The sequence below is a fragment of the Paenibacillus xylanexedens genome (genome assembly GCF_007680605.1).
Lineage (GTDB): Bacteria > Bacillota > Bacilli > Paenibacillales > Paenibacillaceae > Paenibacillus > Paenibacillus xylanexedens_B.
In genome coordinates, this window is sequence record NZ_VEIO01000010.1 from 115,647 (window position 1) to 132,448 (window position 16,802).

The window sequence follows — 16,802 nt, forward strand, 5'->3', positions numbered from 1 at the left end:
TACATCGGAAGCATACGCTTATCACCGGATTTTTCCCTTTGGAAAAGGGAATCCAAAAAAATCTGGGGATAACCGCTACTCTCCAGGTTATTCTGTCATCGGAGTGTTCCGTGTAAAAACCTCCTTTAGTTCAACTTATATAACATAATTTTTGAATTCACTAATGCACGATGGATTGAAACGTAAAAGAGCATAACTCATTGAATCTCATGGGAGGTACGACATGAAATTAACCAATCAAATCGGTGTAATCGTGGACAGTTTTGGTGTAGGTGTACGGGAAGGGCTGTTGAAAGCCAAGGACGCGGGGGCAGAAGGGGTACAGATCTACGCGGTGAAGGGAGAAATGGACCCGGAAAATTTGTCTCCTGAGGCACGTAAAGAGCTTCGCAGTTATATAGATGGTCTCGGTCTTGAGATTTCAGCATTGGTAGGTGATCTGGGCGGTCACGGCTTTCAGGTTAAGGAAGACAATGCATGGAAAGTGGAAAAGTCCAAGCGAATTGTTGATCTGGCTCTTGATCTGGGCACAAATATTGTGACCACTCACATCGGTATCGTTCCACATGATCCTTCTTCCGAAGTATACGAAACACTGAACGCCGCCTGTGAAGAGCTGGGACAGTACGCCAAAAGTGTCGGAGCCTACTTTGCCATCGAGACTGGGCCGGAAACCGCTGCTGATCTGAAAGGGTTCCTCGATACTCTCTCCACGAACGGGGTATCCGTTAACTTTGACCCGGCGAACATGGTGATGGTGACAGGAGATGATCCGGTGCAGGGTGTGAAGTTGCTCAAGGATTATATCGTGCATACCCATGTGAAGGATGGCTTGCGTCTGAAAGAGGTCGATCCGCGGGACGTGTACGGTGCTGTGGGTTACGCTCCGATGGATCATGAGAAAATTGCCGAAATGGTAGCTTCCGGTGCCTTTTTCCGTGAAGTTCCGTTAGGTGAAGGGGCTGTTGATTTTGATGCTTATTTTGCCGCGCTGCAGGATATTGGTTACACAGGGTATCTGACCATTGAGCGCGAAGTGGGGGACCAACCGGAAGTGGATATTCGCAAAGCCGTGCAGTTCATTAAACAATATCGATAGGAGTGGAGCAGATGAAGGTAGGTCTGAGCACGTACAGTTTGTTGAATGATCTGAATTCGGGAGCCATGACGGTGCTGGATGTAATCGACTGGATTGCAGCGAACGGCGGCGAGCACATGGAGATGGTTCCCTACGGATACACGGTGGAGGATAATCATGAACTGGCGGATGCGATTCGGGAGCGCGCCGAAGCAGCTGGGATTGAACTGTCCAACTATTCGATGCCGGCCAATTTCGTCCAGGAGACGGAAGAGGCTTTTGAAGAAGAGGTGGCTCGGGTCAAAAGACATGTGGATGTGGCACACCGGATGGGTGTTCGGCATCTCCGCCACGACGTTACTGCATTCAGGCTGCCCAAGGAGAGCACAACGATTGCCTGGTTTGAACAGAATCTGCCTCTGATGGTTAGGGGAAGCCAGATCATTGCGGATTATGCTGCGCAGTACGGGATGATCACAACGATTGAGAACCATGGGTTCAGTGTGCAGGCTAGTGATCGGGTTCAGCGAGTATTGCATGCCGTAGATCGGCCGAATTTTAAAACAACGCTGGATATTGGCAACTTTATGTGTGTAGACGAAAATCCGATTATCGGTGTGATGAAAAATTTGCCGTACGCTTCGCTCATTCATTTTAAAGATTTCTACTTCCGTCCGTATGACGAGCATCCAGGGGAGGGGGAGTGGTTCACCACAACCTATGGCAACTTCCTGCGCGGTGCAATTGTGGGTCATGGTGATATCCCCATTCGTAAAATCGTCAAGCTGATCAAGGACTCCGGTTACGATGGCAACATCACGGTGGAGTTCGAAGGCATGGAGGAATGCAAAGCCGCTTCCAAAATCGCCATGGACAATCTGCGCCGTTTCTGGGATGAAGCATAGAGGGAACGTTAATAGTGATTTGGAACAGGGCCGCGTTTTCGTGGCTCTTTTTGTCATATACAGCATACGGATTAGGAGATCATTTCGTAGTGCCATAAAGAGGAATAAGTGACGATAATCACAAGTATGCTATACTGAATGTACGCAGCCTGAAAATAACTGGCTATGGATAGGAGAGATCGTGAATCTATGCAGGTATTTGAGGACTGGAACCAAAAGGTAAAGAAGACGTTCAACGCAACGAATCCCGAAGTGGTATTGACGGTAACTGAGGCGGGCAGCCTGCTAGGGCTGAGTAAAGACCAGATGAAATTATACGTGGATAAAAACAAACTCACCAAAGTACCTATTATGAGAAGTGTGCATCGATATCTTTTGTTAAAAAGTGAAATCGATCGCATTGTGCAGGCACAATAAATATAGGAAAGAGTAGTACAGACTTGCATCACACGGGTAATAACTGAATATAACTTTTATAGCCATTCGACCGACAGTACTCGGGAGAGTGGCTTTTTTCTTGAGTAGAGAGGGGGAGGATAAAGTAGAGAATGGGAGAAGAAGATGTTGGGAAATATAGCTCAGTAACGGTCACCGTATAGAGTGGAAACTTGTGCTTGTCAAAGGACAATTCGTTCCTATATACTCATGTCGCAAGTGGCCTGACCCATAAACTACACGAATCCAAGGAGATGAACAATCCATGGCAATTAGCTTGAATGTGTACCTTGTAACTAACGGTAACGGGCGTGAAGCTGTCGAGTTCTACAAAGAGGCATTTGGTGCTGAAGTGCTCGCAATGCAGACGTTTGGGGAAGGCCCATCCAGTCCGGAGCATCCGATTCCACCAGAAGCCAAAGACTGGATTATGCATGCGTCTCTGCAAATCGGCAGTTCGGTGCTGATGTTATCGGATACACTGCCCGGCATGCCTCACACCATTGGAGATAATATCACGGTAACGGTCAATACGGATACAGCTGAGCAAGCGAAGGACATTTTCAGTAAACTTGAAGTGGGCGGTAAAGTGAATATGCCGATTCAGGAAACGTTCTGGAGCCCGGCTTACGGTAATGTAACCGATAAATTTGGCGTACTGTTCCAAATTAGCGCTACACCTGGACAAGCATAGGGACAGTTATAGGCTGGGCGTATGTGCTAAGTTTCAAGCGTTGAACCATAAAATACGTAATAACTAAATAACTAGCTGAAAAAAACCTCCATTCGCTACATATTGCAGCGTGGAGGTTTTTTGTTGCTTTTTTTTATAAACGAAAGACTAATCTTCCTTCTGAATCTTGGACGGGTTGTTGATTTTGTATGGTACCGGATTGCGGGTCAACTTCTTTTTAATGATTTTAGCTTCAAAGGTTAGCACATCGCCAACTTCTAATTCCTGTTTCTTCATCGTTGCACTGTGACTGGACCAAGCCTCTCCAACCTCAATGACATCAGGCTCCATAATGGTTACAGACTCATAAATGATAACTTCATCGTCATTATCCGAGAAATGGTTGGGTACTGTCGTAAACTCTTTAACCACCCCGCTCATCTTCACTTTGCCTTCGGGCAGATCGATTTTAACGGCTTTTGTTTTCGGTGCAGCTTTGGTTTTGGGTTTGGTTTCTGAAGTCACATTGGCATTGCTCCCTGCCTGAGGCCCCATGTATTCCTCCACCAATCCGTCAGGATCACCTTTGAGCTCGGAGAAGGAATCCAGCCCATCCATGTCATCCTCCGGATCAACCAGCTCGGCTGGCGAGTCGTTCTGGGCAGATGTTTCATCGGAAGCATGGGCTTGTGTAGTGTAGCCCTGTTCCGTTCCCGTCTCTGCGCCCACTCCGGTTAATCCTCTGGTGCTGTAGCCCGAGGCCTGCATTTCTTTGAGATAGGACGGGTGAATGCAGTGTTTTTGTCCATTATCCAGCTCAATTACAGCTGTCATGTGATCGACAAAGCCTAAAATGTTACAAGGCAGATTCAGTCCGTTGCCTTTATAATAAAATGTTTTAAGTTTAGTTGCTTTCGCCGAAATCAGGCCCCATTCCTGACACTTGGCCATTAACTCAGGCTCGTTGTCCAGTGCATAATATTCCGGTGGTTCAATCGTAAAAGCGTATGTCATATTGGATTTCCGCCTTTCAGTTGCTCTTATGTTCATCGTTTCCAAATTACCATCAGTGTAACACAATTATGTACCCGAAAGATGCAGATTCTGAAAGCTTGTGTGCAGGGGCTGTGCTATAATTTGAACAAAATATGAGATAGAAACATGATCATTGAAGTATTCAGGAAAAGCCTGTTTAGTCGTTCGGCATATATAGCTTCGAATCGCTTGATTCATACGTAGAGAAAGGATGACTTGATGTGGAGAAAAAGGTAAATCATCAGGCACTTTGGCTCGGAGTCGGTGTGGCCCTTGGTGCAAGCTTTGGTACAGCTACGGGGCAGATTGGGCTGGGCATCGCTTTTGGCGCCGCCCTCGGCGTGGTGATCGGTTCCGTGGTCAGTAAACGTACAGGTGCCGATTCACATGAGATGTTAAGCGAGCATGTTCTGGAATTACATAAACTTGAGGATTGGCAAGAGGTGCTCCAACGTTCGCAAGAGCATCCGGTGCTTTTGCTGAAACACAGCACGACTTGTCCCGTTAGCGCGCGAGCATATAGAGAGTTCATGGCTTTTGTCGGCACAAATGCATCCGATCCGAAGCAGACTATGGAATATCGGATGGTGAAAGTTATCGAGAACCGTCCATTATCTCGCCACATCGCGGAAGAGACCGAGGTTCGCCATGAATCGCCGCAGGTGTTACTACTCGATCAAGGGCAGGTTATTCAACACACTTCACATGGACGCATCACCAAAAAACGGCTGACACAGTGGGCGCAGAATCCGTTTGGGTAAGTTGTGAGTTAATACAGTAATTTGTTCACTTTAAAAATATAAGAAAAAATCATATCATATCTGGGGTATATCATTTAAAATAAAAGAAGCCTTTATACCTTCTGAATCGGAGTGATATATATGGAACAATATAAATTCAAGCCTGAGCATAGTCAGATGATTGTTAAAGCTATTATCGAAGGGTACCGAGAATATATTGAGCACCGTATAGATCGACGAGATAACATGGAGATTAGTTCAGCATTTGCTTGGACAAAGGGTAATTTCATAGAGAGCAAAATTGCTGAATACTGTAAGGAAGACGACGGAAAAGCGTTCACGCATAAAAAGTCCAAAGCAGGTTTGACTTGGGATTATCTTCAATTCACACATAAGGACTCCAAAGTTCTGTTTTTGATAAAAAATGCAGCTTACTTTAATGAAAAATGTTTTTCTCGGGCAAAACTACCTACGGGTGATGACCGAAAGGGGATAATGCGCACATATTTACATGACCTGTCCAAAATTAATGTGGGTTTGGACTTTCCGATAGAGCCACCCCTGAGTGATACGGATCATTCCGAAAAGGTATTGCAGCTTTCCTTGCCTATTCAAGTAAGCCAAGTTACTCGTGTAAAAGAAGAACTTAAACAGCTGTCATCTCTGTATAATGAGTTTCACATTCTCACCTATGCTATTGATGATGCGTATCAAATATCCGAAGTAAAGCACTATTTGCCTAATCCGCATGATAATATAGCCTATTTTATAGAAGATCTGTCTGATCTTATCTCAGGTGCGGAACTTAGCGATCATGAACGTGAAGTTCTTGCGCCCGACGTGGACGATATACTTGATCCGGCAGCATATGATATTGAAATTTTGGAAGAAGAACGGCAGGGGTAACCCCTTAGTCTAGCAAGGAGGAAACCGTGTGTTCATGGGTGAAAATCTGACCAATTTGCGCATCATGCATGGGTATTCGAGAAAGGAGCTTTCCGAAAAACTGGGTGTGACCGAGCAGGCGGTCTGGCAGTATGAAAATGCGTACACTTCCCCCAAAGTGCCTATCGTTAATGAATTGAAACGGATTTTCAGTGTGAAGAGCAAGTATTTTTATGAGAAGGACAAATTAACTGAGCGTAACAACCAGGGTAACATCAACGTGATGAACATTGCGTATCGATCCAAGGTGATGAATGTGATCTCCAAGACACAGACAGAGGCAAAGCATGTGGAGTATCTGGATACCTTTGTAAACTATATTACTGCTCAGATCAGCCTTCCTACCTTGAAGATTATTGAGCTTAGGGAAGAAGCGATCCAGTACATGAATCAATCACAGGATGATCGTAAAGCCCAGATTCAATATGTTGCAAAGCTTGCGCGGGAGCGGCTGAATCTGGAGCAGACAACAAATGAAAACCTGATGTTCTGGATTGAAAAAAGCGGAGTGTACGTCTTCGAGAAGGCCATTGGCGAGGGGATTGATGCCTACAGTCTGTGGACGAAAGAGGATCGTCCTTTCATCATCTTAGGCAACATTAAACGCTCGGCCGTGCGTAGAAATTTTGATATCGCTCATGAGCTTGGTCATTTGTTGCTTCACTATCGCCTGGAGTTCGTAAATCTGGATCGCAAAGAGCATAAGGGCATTGAAAATGAAGCCAATCTGTTCGCAGGTGCATTTTTATTACCGGAAGAAGAATTTACACAGGATATGCAAGCCATTTCCCAACTAACCAATCCCGACCAATATCTTGATTTGAAAAATAAATGGAAGACATCCTTGCAAGTGTTAGGATACCGTGCAGCGGATCTGGGGTTGATGGATGCCAAAGCACACCGTAATTTTTATGCGGCCATGCATCGAAGGGGATATTTGGAAAGAGAACCGTTTGATCAGACGATCCCCTTGCAGACACCTATGCGGGTTCGGACGATCATTGATCTTCTTGCCAATAAAGGGCTTGTCGATATTCGGTATATGGTCGAGCAAGATTGGAAAGTAGAAACCTCTTTCTTTCATCACATGACCGGAATCAAACCAGAGTTTTTTAACAAATATATGAAAAGCAGTCCGGATGCCAAGATTCGTGATATGAAGGGAAGGACTACTCGAAGTTCTTAAAGAGGGATTACTTATTCCATGTAATTCTAGATAGATATTCACCTATGTTAGACCCGTTCTTTCAGCTGATCGCTGAGAAGAGCGGGTCTTTTTTACGCTTTTTTTACAGCTAGAGCGGCATTTCTTTACCCCCTTTTTACAGCGATTCGTATTACGATTTTCTCTGTAGCAAAGGAAGATGAACGGTAAAGAAGAGAGGGATGAGAGGCGCATGGTCAATGATGCAACGATGATTGGACTGATCATACTGCTGTTTGCGGTGTTTTGGGGATTTGTGAAATTTTGCGAGAAGGCCTGAAGGCCTGAAGGCAGGAAGGAAGGGCGAAAAAGATGATTTTCATCGGCGTAATTGTCATGGCTCTGATCATCTATCTCGGGTACGTGCTGGTGAAGCCCGAGAAATTCTAACGTAACTGTTCAGATCATGTGCCTGTGGCTGAAGATAGATAGCAGGTTAGTAGGAAACATCAAGGTTGGATTAGGGAGGATATGCAGGTATGGGTATCGGTGTAGTGCAAGTAGCGGTCATGCTACTGATCATTTTGTTGCTGGTGAAGCCGGCGGGCAGTTATTTGGTGAAGGTATTTGACAGGCAGCGAACGGGACTTGATCGCGTGTTTGGCGGGCCGGAGCGGTTATTATATCGGCTGATGGGCGTACGGGAAGATGAAACGATGGGGTGGAAAAAATATCTGGCCGCGGTGCTCATCTCCAATGCGTTTATGCTGATCCTGATGTTTCTGGTGCTGCGGATGCAAAAGTTCCTGCCCCTTAATCCGGATGGGATCGATAATATGCCTGCAGCGCAGGCCTTTAACACAGCCGCATCGTTTATGACCAATACCAACTGGCAGTCCTATACGGGAGAGAACGCTCTATCGTATCTGTCACAACTGCTCGCAGTAACGTTTCCGATGTTCACCTCGGCGGCTACGGGATTTGCGGTGGCGATTGCTTTTATTCGCGGATTAGTAGGACGCCGGGATGATCTGGGTAACTTTTACGTCGACCTGGTTCGGTCGATTACCCGTATTTTTTTGCCGCTGAGCTTCATCGTAGCGCTATTCCTTGTATTTCAAGGGGTGCCGCAGACGCTGGCCGGTGCGGTGAACGCAACCACGCTGGAGGGTGCACAGCAGACCATCACCCGCGGGTTAGTGGCTTCGCTGGAGTCGATTAAACATATCGGAACCAACGGCGGAGGCTGGTTCGGCACCAATGCCGCGCATCCATTTGAAAATCCAACCGCGCTGAGCAATCTCGTGCACATCGTTTGTATGATGTTGTTGCCTACGGCACTCGTCTATGCATTTGGCTTGATGGTGAACAACCGGAAACAGGGCTGGACGTTGTTTGCCGCAATGGGGGTTCTGTTCCTGGTGATGCTGACGACGGTGTTTGTTTCCGAGTATCGCGGAGTGCCTGCGCTGGATGCGAATGGACTACAAACCAATATGGAAGGTAAAGAGGTCAGGTTTGGTATCTCCGAATCGGCTTTGTTTACGGCTGTAACTACGGCGGCAACGACGGGGTCGGTGAACAATATGCATGAGTCACTCACTCCGCTTGGAGGTCTGGTCTCTCTTGCTCAGATGATGCTGAACAATGTATTTGGCGGCAAGGGTGTAGGTTTGTTGAATGGTCTGCTCTATGTCATTATCGCGGTCTTTATCTGCGGGTTAATGGTCGGCCGGACACCGGAGTTTCTGGGCAAAAAGATTGAAGGCAAAGAGATCAAGCTGGCCTGTATCGCCTTGCTGATTCATCCGTTGATTATTCTCGCGCCAACCGCGCTTGCTTTAATGCGGCCGGAGGCTGTGGCCTCCATATCCAATGGCGGTGCTCATGGGCTAACCGAGGTACTGTACGCTTTTGCCTCAGGGGCGGCCAATAACGGATCGGCTTTTGCGGGACTGAATGCCAACACGGACTTTTACAATATCGCTATCGGGATTGTGATGTTGCTGGGAAGATATATCTCGATGATTGCGATGCTGGCGATAGCAGGTTCACTTGCCGTGAAACGGGTTGCTCCGGTTACCACCGGAACGCTACGGACGCATACGCCGCTATTTGCTGGCATTCTGATCATGATGATTGTGGTTGTAGGTGCACTGACGTTCTTCCCTTCGCTGGCTCTTGGTCCCATCTCAGAGCATCTGGCGATGGTGCAATGAGTGAGGGTAGGCGATATGAGATAGATGGTGATGGCTGAAGAAATGGCAGGCGAATAAGCCAGCGGAGCGACAGCGACACACCTAATAAACATGGAAGCACGGCAAAGGGTTGAAGTAAGCAAGTACAGTATGGAGGTGGCATTCACAATGAATGCAGTGGAACCAAACAAAGAACATATTCATCAACGCATCAACCACGCTCAGCATCATCCCGGGTCGAAACGATCTTTAAATAAAGCGATGTTGCTCCAGGCCATGCGAGATGCATTCAAAAAGCTGAATCCGATGGTCATGATCAAAAATCCAGTCATGTTTATCGTGGAAGTCGGCGCATTCATTACGTTGCTATTATGTATTGATCCCAATCTATTTACCGCTTCGGATGCAGGGCGTGGATACAATGTGGCTGTATTTTTTATTCTGCTCTTTACGTTGCTATTTGCCAATTTTGCAGAGGCGCTGGCGGAAGGGCGGGGCAAAGCACAGGCGGACACCTTGCGTAAGACCAAATCGGATACGATGGCTAATCTGGTGCAGAAGGACGGAACTGTGAAACAAGTCGCTTCGACCGAATTGAAAAAAGGGGACCTCGTCCGTGTGGAAGCCGGGCAGCTCATTCCAACGGACGGTGAGATTATCGAAGGGTTGGCCTCCATTGATGAATCGGCCATTACAGGGGAATCCGCTCCGGTGATCAAGGAAGCCGGAGGCGATTTCTCTTCGGTGACCGGAGGCACACGGGTGACCTCCGATTACATCATCATGCGGGTTCAGACCGATCCCGGCGAATCATTCCTGGATCGAATGATCTCACTCGTGGAAGGCGCACAGCGTCAGAAAACACCAAACGAGATTGCCTTGACTACCCTTCTTGCCGTATTAACGCTAATCTTCCTGATCGTCATTTTGACAATGGTTCCTATGGCCAATTATCTCGGTATCCGGCTTGATCTGGCCACCTTGATTGCGCTACTTGTCTGCCTGATTCCAACCACGATCGGCGGCCTGCTGTCCGCCATCGGGATTGCCGGAATGGATCGGGTGACACAGTTTAACGTGCTCGCCATGTCAGGGAAAGCAGTGGAAGCGGCTGGTGATATCGATACGTTGATTCTGGACAAAACAGGCACGATCACATACGGCAACCGGATGGCTTCTGAATTTATTCCGGTGCAGGGCGTGACTGTACCTGAGATGACACGGGCGGCGCTTCAAGCTTCAGTGCGAGATGAAACACCGGAAGGTCGTTCTGTCGTTGAACTTGCAAGTAAGCAGGGGCAGAGCTGGGAGGAAGGCAACTACACGAATGCCGATATTATTGAGTTTACTGCGGAAACACGCATGTCTGGGCTGAACTTGAGTGATGGAACAAAAATTCGCAAAGGCGCGGTAGATGCAATCAAGCGGTATGTAACCTCCGAAGGTGGACGTGTACCGGGTGATCTGGACGAAATCGCAACACGGATTGCAAAGGCCGGGGGGACTCCGCTGGCGGTAGCGATCCATAACCGGATCTATGGTGTGATTTATTTGAAAGATACCGTGAAACCCGGTCTCAAGGAGAAATTTGCTGAGATGCGTGCCATGGGTATCAAAACAATAATGTGCACCGGTGATAACCCTCTGACGGCAGCGACGATCGCACTGGAGGCAGGTGTGGATGATTTTATAGCGGAAGCGAAGCCTGAGGACAAGATTGCGGCGATCAAAAAAGAACAGCAGGAGGGCAAACTTGTCGCTATGACCGGCGACGGCACCAATGATGCTCCTGCTCTGGCACAGGCCGATGTGGGCCTGGCGATGAATTCGGGAACCATGGCGGCCAAAGAAGCGGCCAACATGATTGACCTGGACTCTGACCCGACCAAGCTGTTGTCGGTGGTCTCCATAGGTAAGCAGCTGCTGATTACCCGCGGCGCGCTAACCACCTTTTCCATATCCAACGATATCGCCAAGTATTTTGCCATCATTCCGGCAATGTTCATTCTCGCCATGCCGCAGCTTCAGGCCCTGAACATTATGAATCTCTCTTCACCGCAGTCTGCAATTCTGTCCGCACTGATCTTTAATGCGATTATTATTCCTTTGCTCATTCCGATTGCGATGAAAGGCGTGAAATATCGTCCGATGTCTGCCGAACGGCTGCTGAGCCGTAACGTGTTCATCTATGGTGTTGGCGGTGTGATTGTACCGTTTATCGGCATCAAGCTCATTGATCTGGTTTTGTCAGGTCTGATGTAAATGACATTGTAGCTCTGATGTACAAGTGGAATGTCACTCATGGTGACGATAACTTGGTCTGCTCCTTTTTGAATAAAACATTAAATCCATTCAGGAAGTGATTTGTATGAAGATGTTTATCCCCGCGTTGCGGTTGTCTGTTGTGCTCATGCTAGTCTGTGGTCTGCTCTATCCGCTCGTCACAACGGGGGTTGCTCAGCTGCTGTTTCCTTCACAGGCAAACGGAAGCCTTATCATTCAAGATGGGAAAATCATTGGTTCATCCCTGTTAGCGCAGGAAGTGAAGTCGCCGGGATTGTTCCAGCCTCGCGCATCGAATGCACATTATGATCCAACTGCTTCCGCAGGTTCCAACCGCGCGGTGGCATCCCCGGAGTATATCGCAGAGATGAACCAAAAGCTGGCTACGCTCCGCCAGGAAAATCCTGCGCTGCCGCAACATATTCCTGCTGATCTGGTTACAGGCTCCGGTTCAGGACTTGACCCGGACCTGTCGCCTGAAGCGGCTGAGGCACAGATTCCGCGGATTAGCCAAGCGACAGGCCTTAGTGAGCAGAAGTTGACTCAGCTTATTCAGAATCATACACAGGGCCGCCAGCTGGGTATATTTGGCGAGCCACGTGTCAATGTTAACGAGCTGAATCTGGCACTGATTGCAGTAGAGAAGTAGGCAAATGAAAACGGAAAGGAGGAGAGCGACAGCATGGAGGGCAGCTTCAAGCGGAAATCGCCGGAAGAGATGTTGCGCATGATTTCGAAGCTGCAAGAGGGCACGTTTAAAATCTACATTGGCCCGGTTAGCGGTTCAGGTAAAACGTATCATATGCTCAGAGACGGCAATCATTTGCGCGAGCAGGGCATAGATGTTGTCATTTGTGCGGTCTCCACGATGAGAAGGCCGGAAACGGTAGAACAGCTTGGTGAGCTTGAGCGTGTGCCCAGCATCCACTGGATTCGAAGCAGTGACGGAGCGGAAATGAAAGATTTGAATCTGGATGCATTGCTGGTTCGCAATCCGGAGGTTGTTCTGGTCGATGGATTGGCACATCGAAACCGGGCGGGGGCGAGACATGCGACCAGGCTGGAGGATATCCGTTTTCTATTGCGTCACAATATTAGCGTCATAACTACCGTGAATGTGTATGAGCTGGAGGGGTATACCGAACTCGCTAGACAGCTCACGGGAATCAAGGTGGCATATACCGTGCCGACAGACACATTGGAACTGGCGGATGAAATAAAGCTGATCGATGTTACGCCAGAGACGATTTTGAGCCGTCTTGCGGAAGGTCACCTGCAAGGGCACGGGAGTACGGACGTTTTCGGCCATGGTAATCTGGGCATTTTACGTGAGCTGGCACTGAAACTTGTTGCGGAAGGAGTTAACGAGTCTTTACGTGAACATCGCGAAGAAATGGGTCTCTTGGCAACAACGGGCATCATGGAACGCATTCTTGTCTCCGCGCAGTACCACTGGAACGGTTCGATCTACATTCAGCGCGGACAGCAGATTGCCCGTCGATTGAACGGGAGCTTGCATGTCGTTGTCTTCCGTCAGATGAAGCAGCCACTAACGAAGGAAGCTACAGTATTTCGACGCAATATGATGAAAATGGTGGAGAAAATCGGTGGCCACATGGAGGAACTTCCGGTCATACATCGCCGCTACATCCCGGCCACATTGGCACAGTATGCCATTAAGCAGCAGAATACCCGGATCGTTATGGGGCATTCGCGGCGTACACGCTGGCAGGAGTTATGGCAAGGTTCCCTCGTTAACTCGCTTCTTCGCAAACTGCAAGGGGTAGATCTACTACTGGTTGCGGATCGGTCAGCGCGAGAGGGCGAACGGGTTGTTCCGGCAAAAGTCAGTGATACGGAGCAGAAAACCTATCGCAGACTCAGTGAGCAGGAAATGAAGGAACAGATTGGACTGATTCGGCGTGGAACGTTCAAAATCTATATTGGCGCCGCCCCGGGGGTGGGCAAAACGTACATGATGCTGCGGGAAGGCAATGACCTGCTGCGTAAAGGCATCGATGTGCAAATCGGGCTGCTGGAGACCCATGGACGAGCGGGCACGGTGGAACAGATCGGCTCCTTGTCTATCATTCCGCGAGCACAGAGCATATATCAAGGCACACGACTGGAGGAAATGGATACGGAAGCGATCTTACGATTGCACCCCGAAGTGGTGCTTGTAGATGAGCTCGCGCATACCAACGTGCCTGGAAGCGCCCGGCAAAAGCGTTATGAGGATGTTCTGCGATTGCTGGACGCAGGCATATCCGTCATTACAACCGTGAACGTACAGCATCTTGAAAGTTTAAATGATGCCGTTGAGCATATTACGGGTGTTCGGGTACGAGAGACGGTACCTGATCGGATCATGCAATTGGCGGACGAGGTGCAGCTGATTGATGTTGCCCCCGAGGCCTTGCGGCAGCGCATGCGAGAGGGTAAAATCTATGCAAATGCCAAGGTGGAGCAGGCGCTTGCGAATTTTTTTAAAATGGGTAATCTGATCGCACTGCGTGAGCTGGCTCTACGCGAACTTGCAGACGATGTGGATGAGCGGCTGGAATCGCAGCGGGCGGCCCGCACACTACGGGGCCCATGGCGCCGTGAGGAGTCGGTTTTTGTGTGTGTCAGCAGTGACCGTCACGCCGAGCGGTTAATTCGTAGAGGTTTTCGCATGGCTTATCGGCTGAAGGCATCCTGGCATGTCCATCATGTACACATCGGCACAGGCATGGTAATGACTCCAGAAGTGAAGGAGCACCTGGCTGGATTGGAGCAACTCACTGTGCGGCTGGGAGGTCATTTTCATATCCATCAAAGTGCAAGGTTGAGGGACGTGCCCGGCATCTTGGCTACAAAGGCTACGGAGGCGAAGGCGACACAACTGGTGGTGGGGCAGGCGAAACGGGTATGGTGGCTGAATGGCTATCGCGGCTCGGGATCGGTGGTGAACCAGCTTGTTCGTCTGTCGAGACATCGCGATGTATTAATCGTAGCCGATGATGATTATAAATAAAGCGGGTGGAATTGAATTTGTCTGAATATGAGGAAGAGGGCAAAGAACAGGAAAGCTTACAGGGAATCTCTCGTCAGAAAAGGGTTCCCGCCTATTTATGGGTAACACTTGCCATCCTTCTGTTAACCATACTGCTTCATATTATCGGGATGAGTGATGACTTGGTCAACGTTGCTCTGGTGTACCTGTTTCCCATACTGATCAGTGCTGTATATTGGGGAATGGGGCCAGCAATATATGCAGCGACCCTCAGCGTTGTTATGTTTGATTTCTTTTTTGTGCCACCTTATCTCAGTTTTACGGTGGAGGATTTGCGGTATCTTATTTCGTTTGGAGTATATTTGGCCGTTGCCATCATGACGGCAAGTCTCGCTGGGCGTTTACGGCAACAGCTGGATCGGGTTAAATCTCGTGAAGCCACAACGAATGCCCTGTATGATCTTAGTCGGCAGATCACTGCAATTACCGATCTGGATGCCCTGCTGGATAACATGACGAGCCAGATATCCCTTATGCTCGAAAGCCCGGCTGCCATATATCTGCCGGATCAGCAGGGTGAACTGAAGCTTTGGATGAAACAGGAACCTGCGTCTGAGATGGGGACAGAGAAGTGTACCTGGGGGAGCCAGTCTTCGGAGCTGGCAATTGCCGATTGGGTCTATAAACAGGGGCAGATCGCAGGCAAAGGATCGCCAAAGCTCGGTGAGTCGGCGGGGCGGTATGTTCCGCTGCGAACAGAGAATCACATTCACGGTGTACTTGCCGTGCGCATGACTACCATTGAGCCGGAAAAGCAGCGGGAGCAGCGCCAGTTGCTGGAAGCCTGCGGCAGTCTTGCGGCAGGCGCAATCGCCCGGGTGAAGCTGGCTGAGGAAGCGCGCCTCGCTCAAGTGACCGCTGAATCGGAGCGCATCCGAACTGCGCTGCTGGATTCGGTTTCCCATGAGCTTCGCACGCCGTTAACCGCTATTATCGGCTCAGCCACCGGGCTGATGGAGAATGACAGTCTTTTTACACCCGAGGATCGCAGAGAATTGACAGGCAACATCCGCGATGGAGCACTGCGCATGAATCGTCTCGTGACCAACTTGCTCGGCATGGTGCGGCTGGAGAGCGGTATGCTACAACTTAATCGCAAATGGTGTGATGTGGGGGATATGATTAGCGTTGTTTTGGCAAAAGTCAGAGAATTCAGTCCTCACCGTGAAGTTACGGTACAACTGCCGGAAGAGCCCGTCTTTTTTGACGGAGATGAGGTGCTGCTCGAGCAGGTGCTCGTGAACATCGTCAGCAATGCCATCAAGTATTCACCCGACGAGAGCATGGTGATCATAAGGGTTAAGAATGAACCGAGTCAGAGTTGTGTGACCTTCATCGTAGATGATCAGGGTGTTGGGATTGAGGAACCGGAGCGCGCTCGCGTATTTGATAAGTTTTATCGCTCGCCCTCCACGCAGCATATTACGGGAACCGGACTGGGACTGGCGATCTGCAAAGGCATTGTGGAGGTTCACGGAGGTACAATCCAAGCTGAGGGGAATCCGGATGGAGGAACAAGAATACGTATAGAGTTGCCTGTAGGAAGGGATGAAGTACCGCTTTCCTATACAGTGCAAGGAGAGGTTGGAGATTAGATGAATGCCGCATTAGGGGCTCGCATTCTGGTGATTGATGATGAGCCACAGATTCGCAAACTGCTAAAAGTGACTCTTCAGGCTCACCAATATGATCATTATGAGTGTGCTGACGGAGAGGAGGGTATTACCCAGGCAAGTGTGGTGCATCCTGATTTGATCATTCTTGATTTAGGTTTGCCAGGCATATCTGGCATGGACGTGCTCCACCGGATAAGGGAATGGTCTCAGGTGCCGATTATTGTGCTGACGGCAAAGGATCAAGAGGCCGATAAAATTGCCGCACTGGATGCAGGCGCAGATGATTATGTGACGAAGCCGTTTGGCATGGGTGAACTGGTTGCCCGAATTCGGGTGGCACTGCGGCATGTGGCCAAAACAACGGATGAACCCATTTTACGATTTGGCTCATTGGTTATCGATCTGGCTCTCCGGCAGGTTGAACTGGATGGAGAGCAGATCAAATTAACGCCGACCGAATATGAGATGTTAAAGGTGCTTGCCTCGAATGCAGGCAAAATTATTACCCAGCGCCAGCTTTTGCAGCAAGTATGGGGTGCGCACCACCATGAGTCAGACAGCCACTATTTGCGAGTATATGTGGGTCATCTGCGTAAAAAGCTAAAGGAAGACCCCACCCGGCCATCCTATATTCAGACGGAACCGGGGATTGGATATCGTTTTCTGCTACCTGCGGAGTGATCTGAAAAAAAAGT

General features: G+C 48.9%; 15 protein-coding genes. 14 read left to right on the forward strand and 1 reads right to left on the reverse strand.

The genetic code is table 11. From position 1 onward, the window contains the following. The first annotated feature begins 223 nt into the window (after positions 1–223). The 4 genes from FS818_RS25830 to FS818_RS25845 all read left to right on the forward strand — a co-directional run bounded on the left by FS818_RS25830 (position 224) and on the right by FS818_RS25845 (position 3,112). Positions 224–1,099 (forward strand): sugar phosphate isomerase/epimerase family protein, encoded by an 876-nt coding sequence (locus FS818_RS25830; RefSeq protein WP_145336030.1) that lies wholly within the window; start codon positions 224–226, stop codon positions 1,097–1,099. An 11-nt stretch (positions 1,100–1,110) separates the two neighbouring features. Continuing rightward, positions 1,111–1,983, forward strand: a complete 873-nt coding sequence (locus tag FS818_RS25835) for a sugar phosphate isomerase/epimerase family protein (protein WP_145336032.1) — start codon at positions 1,111–1,113, stop codon at positions 1,981–1,983. A 189-nt stretch (positions 1,984–2,172) separates the two neighbouring features. Then, positions 2,173–2,400 (forward strand): MerR family transcriptional regulator, encoded by a 228-nt coding sequence (locus tag FS818_RS25840; RefSeq protein WP_090924231.1) that lies wholly within the window; start codon positions 2,173–2,175, stop codon positions 2,398–2,400. Between the two features lie 283 nt (positions 2,401–2,683). Next, the gene (locus tag FS818_RS25845; RefSeq protein WP_145336034.1) at positions 2,684–3,112 is read left to right on the forward strand and encodes a VOC family protein; all 429 of its coding nucleotides are present in this window, start codon (positions 2,684–2,686) and stop codon (positions 3,110–3,112) included. A 147-nt stretch (positions 3,113–3,259) separates the two neighbouring features. Here FS818_RS25845 and FS818_RS25850 read toward each other — a convergent pair whose 3' ends face one another. Further along, complete coding sequence (locus FS818_RS25850) at positions 3,260–4,105, reverse strand: hypothetical protein (RefSeq protein WP_145336036.1); 846 nt, start codon at positions 4,103–4,105, stop codon at positions 3,260–3,262. A 242-nt stretch (positions 4,106–4,347) separates the two neighbouring features. On the opposite strand from FS818_RS25850, the gene ytxJ reads away from it, so the two are divergent. From ytxJ to FS818_RS25900, 10 genes are all read left to right on the forward strand, one after another. Next, positions 4,348–4,887: a bacillithiol system redox-active protein YtxJ gene (gene ytxJ / locus FS818_RS25855; RefSeq protein WP_260989971.1), complete on the forward strand. Its 540-nt coding sequence runs from the start codon at positions 4,348–4,350 to the stop codon at positions 4,885–4,887. Between the two features lie 120 nt (positions 4,888–5,007). Continuing rightward, the gene (locus FS818_RS25860; RefSeq protein WP_145336038.1) at positions 5,008–5,772 is read left to right on the forward strand and encodes a spr1630 family ClpXP-sensitive toxin; all 765 of its coding nucleotides are present in this window, start codon (positions 5,008–5,010) and stop codon (positions 5,770–5,772) included. A 28-nt stretch (positions 5,773–5,800) separates the two neighbouring features. Next, entirely contained in the window at positions 5,801–6,997 is a 1,197-nt protein-coding gene (locus FS818_RS25865; protein WP_145336040.1) for a spr1629 family repressor/antitoxin, read from the forward strand. Between the two features lie 330 nt (positions 6,998–7,327). Next, entirely contained in the window at positions 7,328–7,405 is a 78-nt protein-coding gene (locus tag FS818_RS29605) for a potassium-transporting ATPase subunit F (protein WP_145336104.1), read from the forward strand. A 95-nt stretch (positions 7,406–7,500) separates the two neighbouring features. Then, positions 7,501–9,174, forward strand: coding sequence for a potassium-transporting ATPase subunit KdpA (kdpA, locus tag FS818_RS25875; RefSeq protein WP_145336106.1), 1,674 nt, complete (start codon positions 7,501–7,503; stop codon positions 9,172–9,174). Between the two features lie 147 nt (positions 9,175–9,321). Further along, positions 9,322–11,415: a potassium-transporting ATPase subunit KdpB gene (kdpB, locus tag FS818_RS25880; protein WP_145336042.1), complete on the forward strand. Its 2,094-nt coding sequence runs from the start codon at positions 9,322–9,324 to the stop codon at positions 11,413–11,415. 106 nt (positions 11,416–11,521) lie between these two features. Beyond that, positions 11,522–12,085, forward strand: a complete 564-nt coding sequence (gene kdpC / locus FS818_RS25885) for a potassium-transporting ATPase subunit KdpC (RefSeq protein ID WP_145336044.1) — start codon at positions 11,522–11,524, stop codon at positions 12,083–12,085. 33 nt (positions 12,086–12,118) lie between these two features. After that, complete coding sequence (locus FS818_RS25890) at positions 12,119–14,452, forward strand: histidine kinase (protein ID WP_145336046.1); 2,334 nt, start codon at positions 12,119–12,121, stop codon at positions 14,450–14,452. A gap of 17 nt (positions 14,453–14,469) precedes the next feature. Beyond that, entirely contained in the window at positions 14,470–16,086 is a 1,617-nt protein-coding gene (locus tag FS818_RS25895; RefSeq protein ID WP_260989972.1) for a DUF4118 domain-containing protein, read from the forward strand. Continuing rightward, positions 16,087–16,788: a response regulator gene (locus FS818_RS25900; protein ID WP_145336048.1), complete on the forward strand. Its 702-nt coding sequence runs from the start codon at positions 16,087–16,089 to the stop codon at positions 16,786–16,788. Positions 16,789–16,802 lie beyond the last annotated feature (14 nt).

What these genes read in the sequence shown, in the direction of transcription:
- FS818_RS25835 (WP_145336032.1), top strand. Translation starts at nt 1,111, where the DNA reads ATGAAGGTAGGTCTGAGCACGTACAGTTTGTTGAATGATCTGAATTCG.
- FS818_RS25840 (WP_090924231.1), top strand. Translation starts at nt 2,173, where the DNA reads ATGCAGGTATTTGAGGACTGGAACCAAAAGGTAAAGAAGACGTTCAAC.
- FS818_RS25890 (WP_145336046.1), top strand. Translation starts at nt 12,119, where the DNA reads ATGGAGGGCAGCTTCAAGCGGAAATCGCCGGAAGAGATGTTGCGCATG.
- kdpC (WP_145336044.1), top strand. Translation starts at nt 11,522, where the DNA reads ATGAAGATGTTTATCCCCGCGTTGCGGTTGTCTGTTGTGCTCATGCTA.
- FS818_RS29605 (WP_145336104.1), top strand. Translation starts at nt 7,328, where the DNA reads ATGATTTTCATCGGCGTAATTGTCATGGCTCTGATCATCTATCTCGGG.
- FS818_RS25830 (WP_145336030.1), top strand. Translation starts at nt 224, where the DNA reads ATGAAATTAACCAATCAAATCGGTGTAATCGTGGACAGTTTTGGTGTA.
- FS818_RS25850 (WP_145336036.1), bottom strand. Translation starts at nt 4,105, where the DNA reads ATGACATACGCTTTTACGATTGAACCACCGGAATATTATGCACTGGAC.
- FS818_RS25860 (WP_145336038.1), top strand. Translation starts at nt 5,008, where the DNA reads ATGGAACAATATAAATTCAAGCCTGAGCATAGTCAGATGATTGTTAAA.
- FS818_RS25845 (WP_145336034.1), top strand. Translation starts at nt 2,684, where the DNA reads ATGGCAATTAGCTTGAATGTGTACCTTGTAACTAACGGTAACGGGCGT.
- FS818_RS25900 (WP_145336048.1), top strand. Translation starts at nt 16,087, where the DNA reads ATGAATGCCGCATTAGGGGCTCGCATTCTGGTGATTGATGATGAGCCA.
- kdpB (WP_145336042.1), top strand. Translation starts at nt 9,322, where the DNA reads ATGAATGCAGTGGAACCAAACAAAGAACATATTCATCAACGCATCAAC.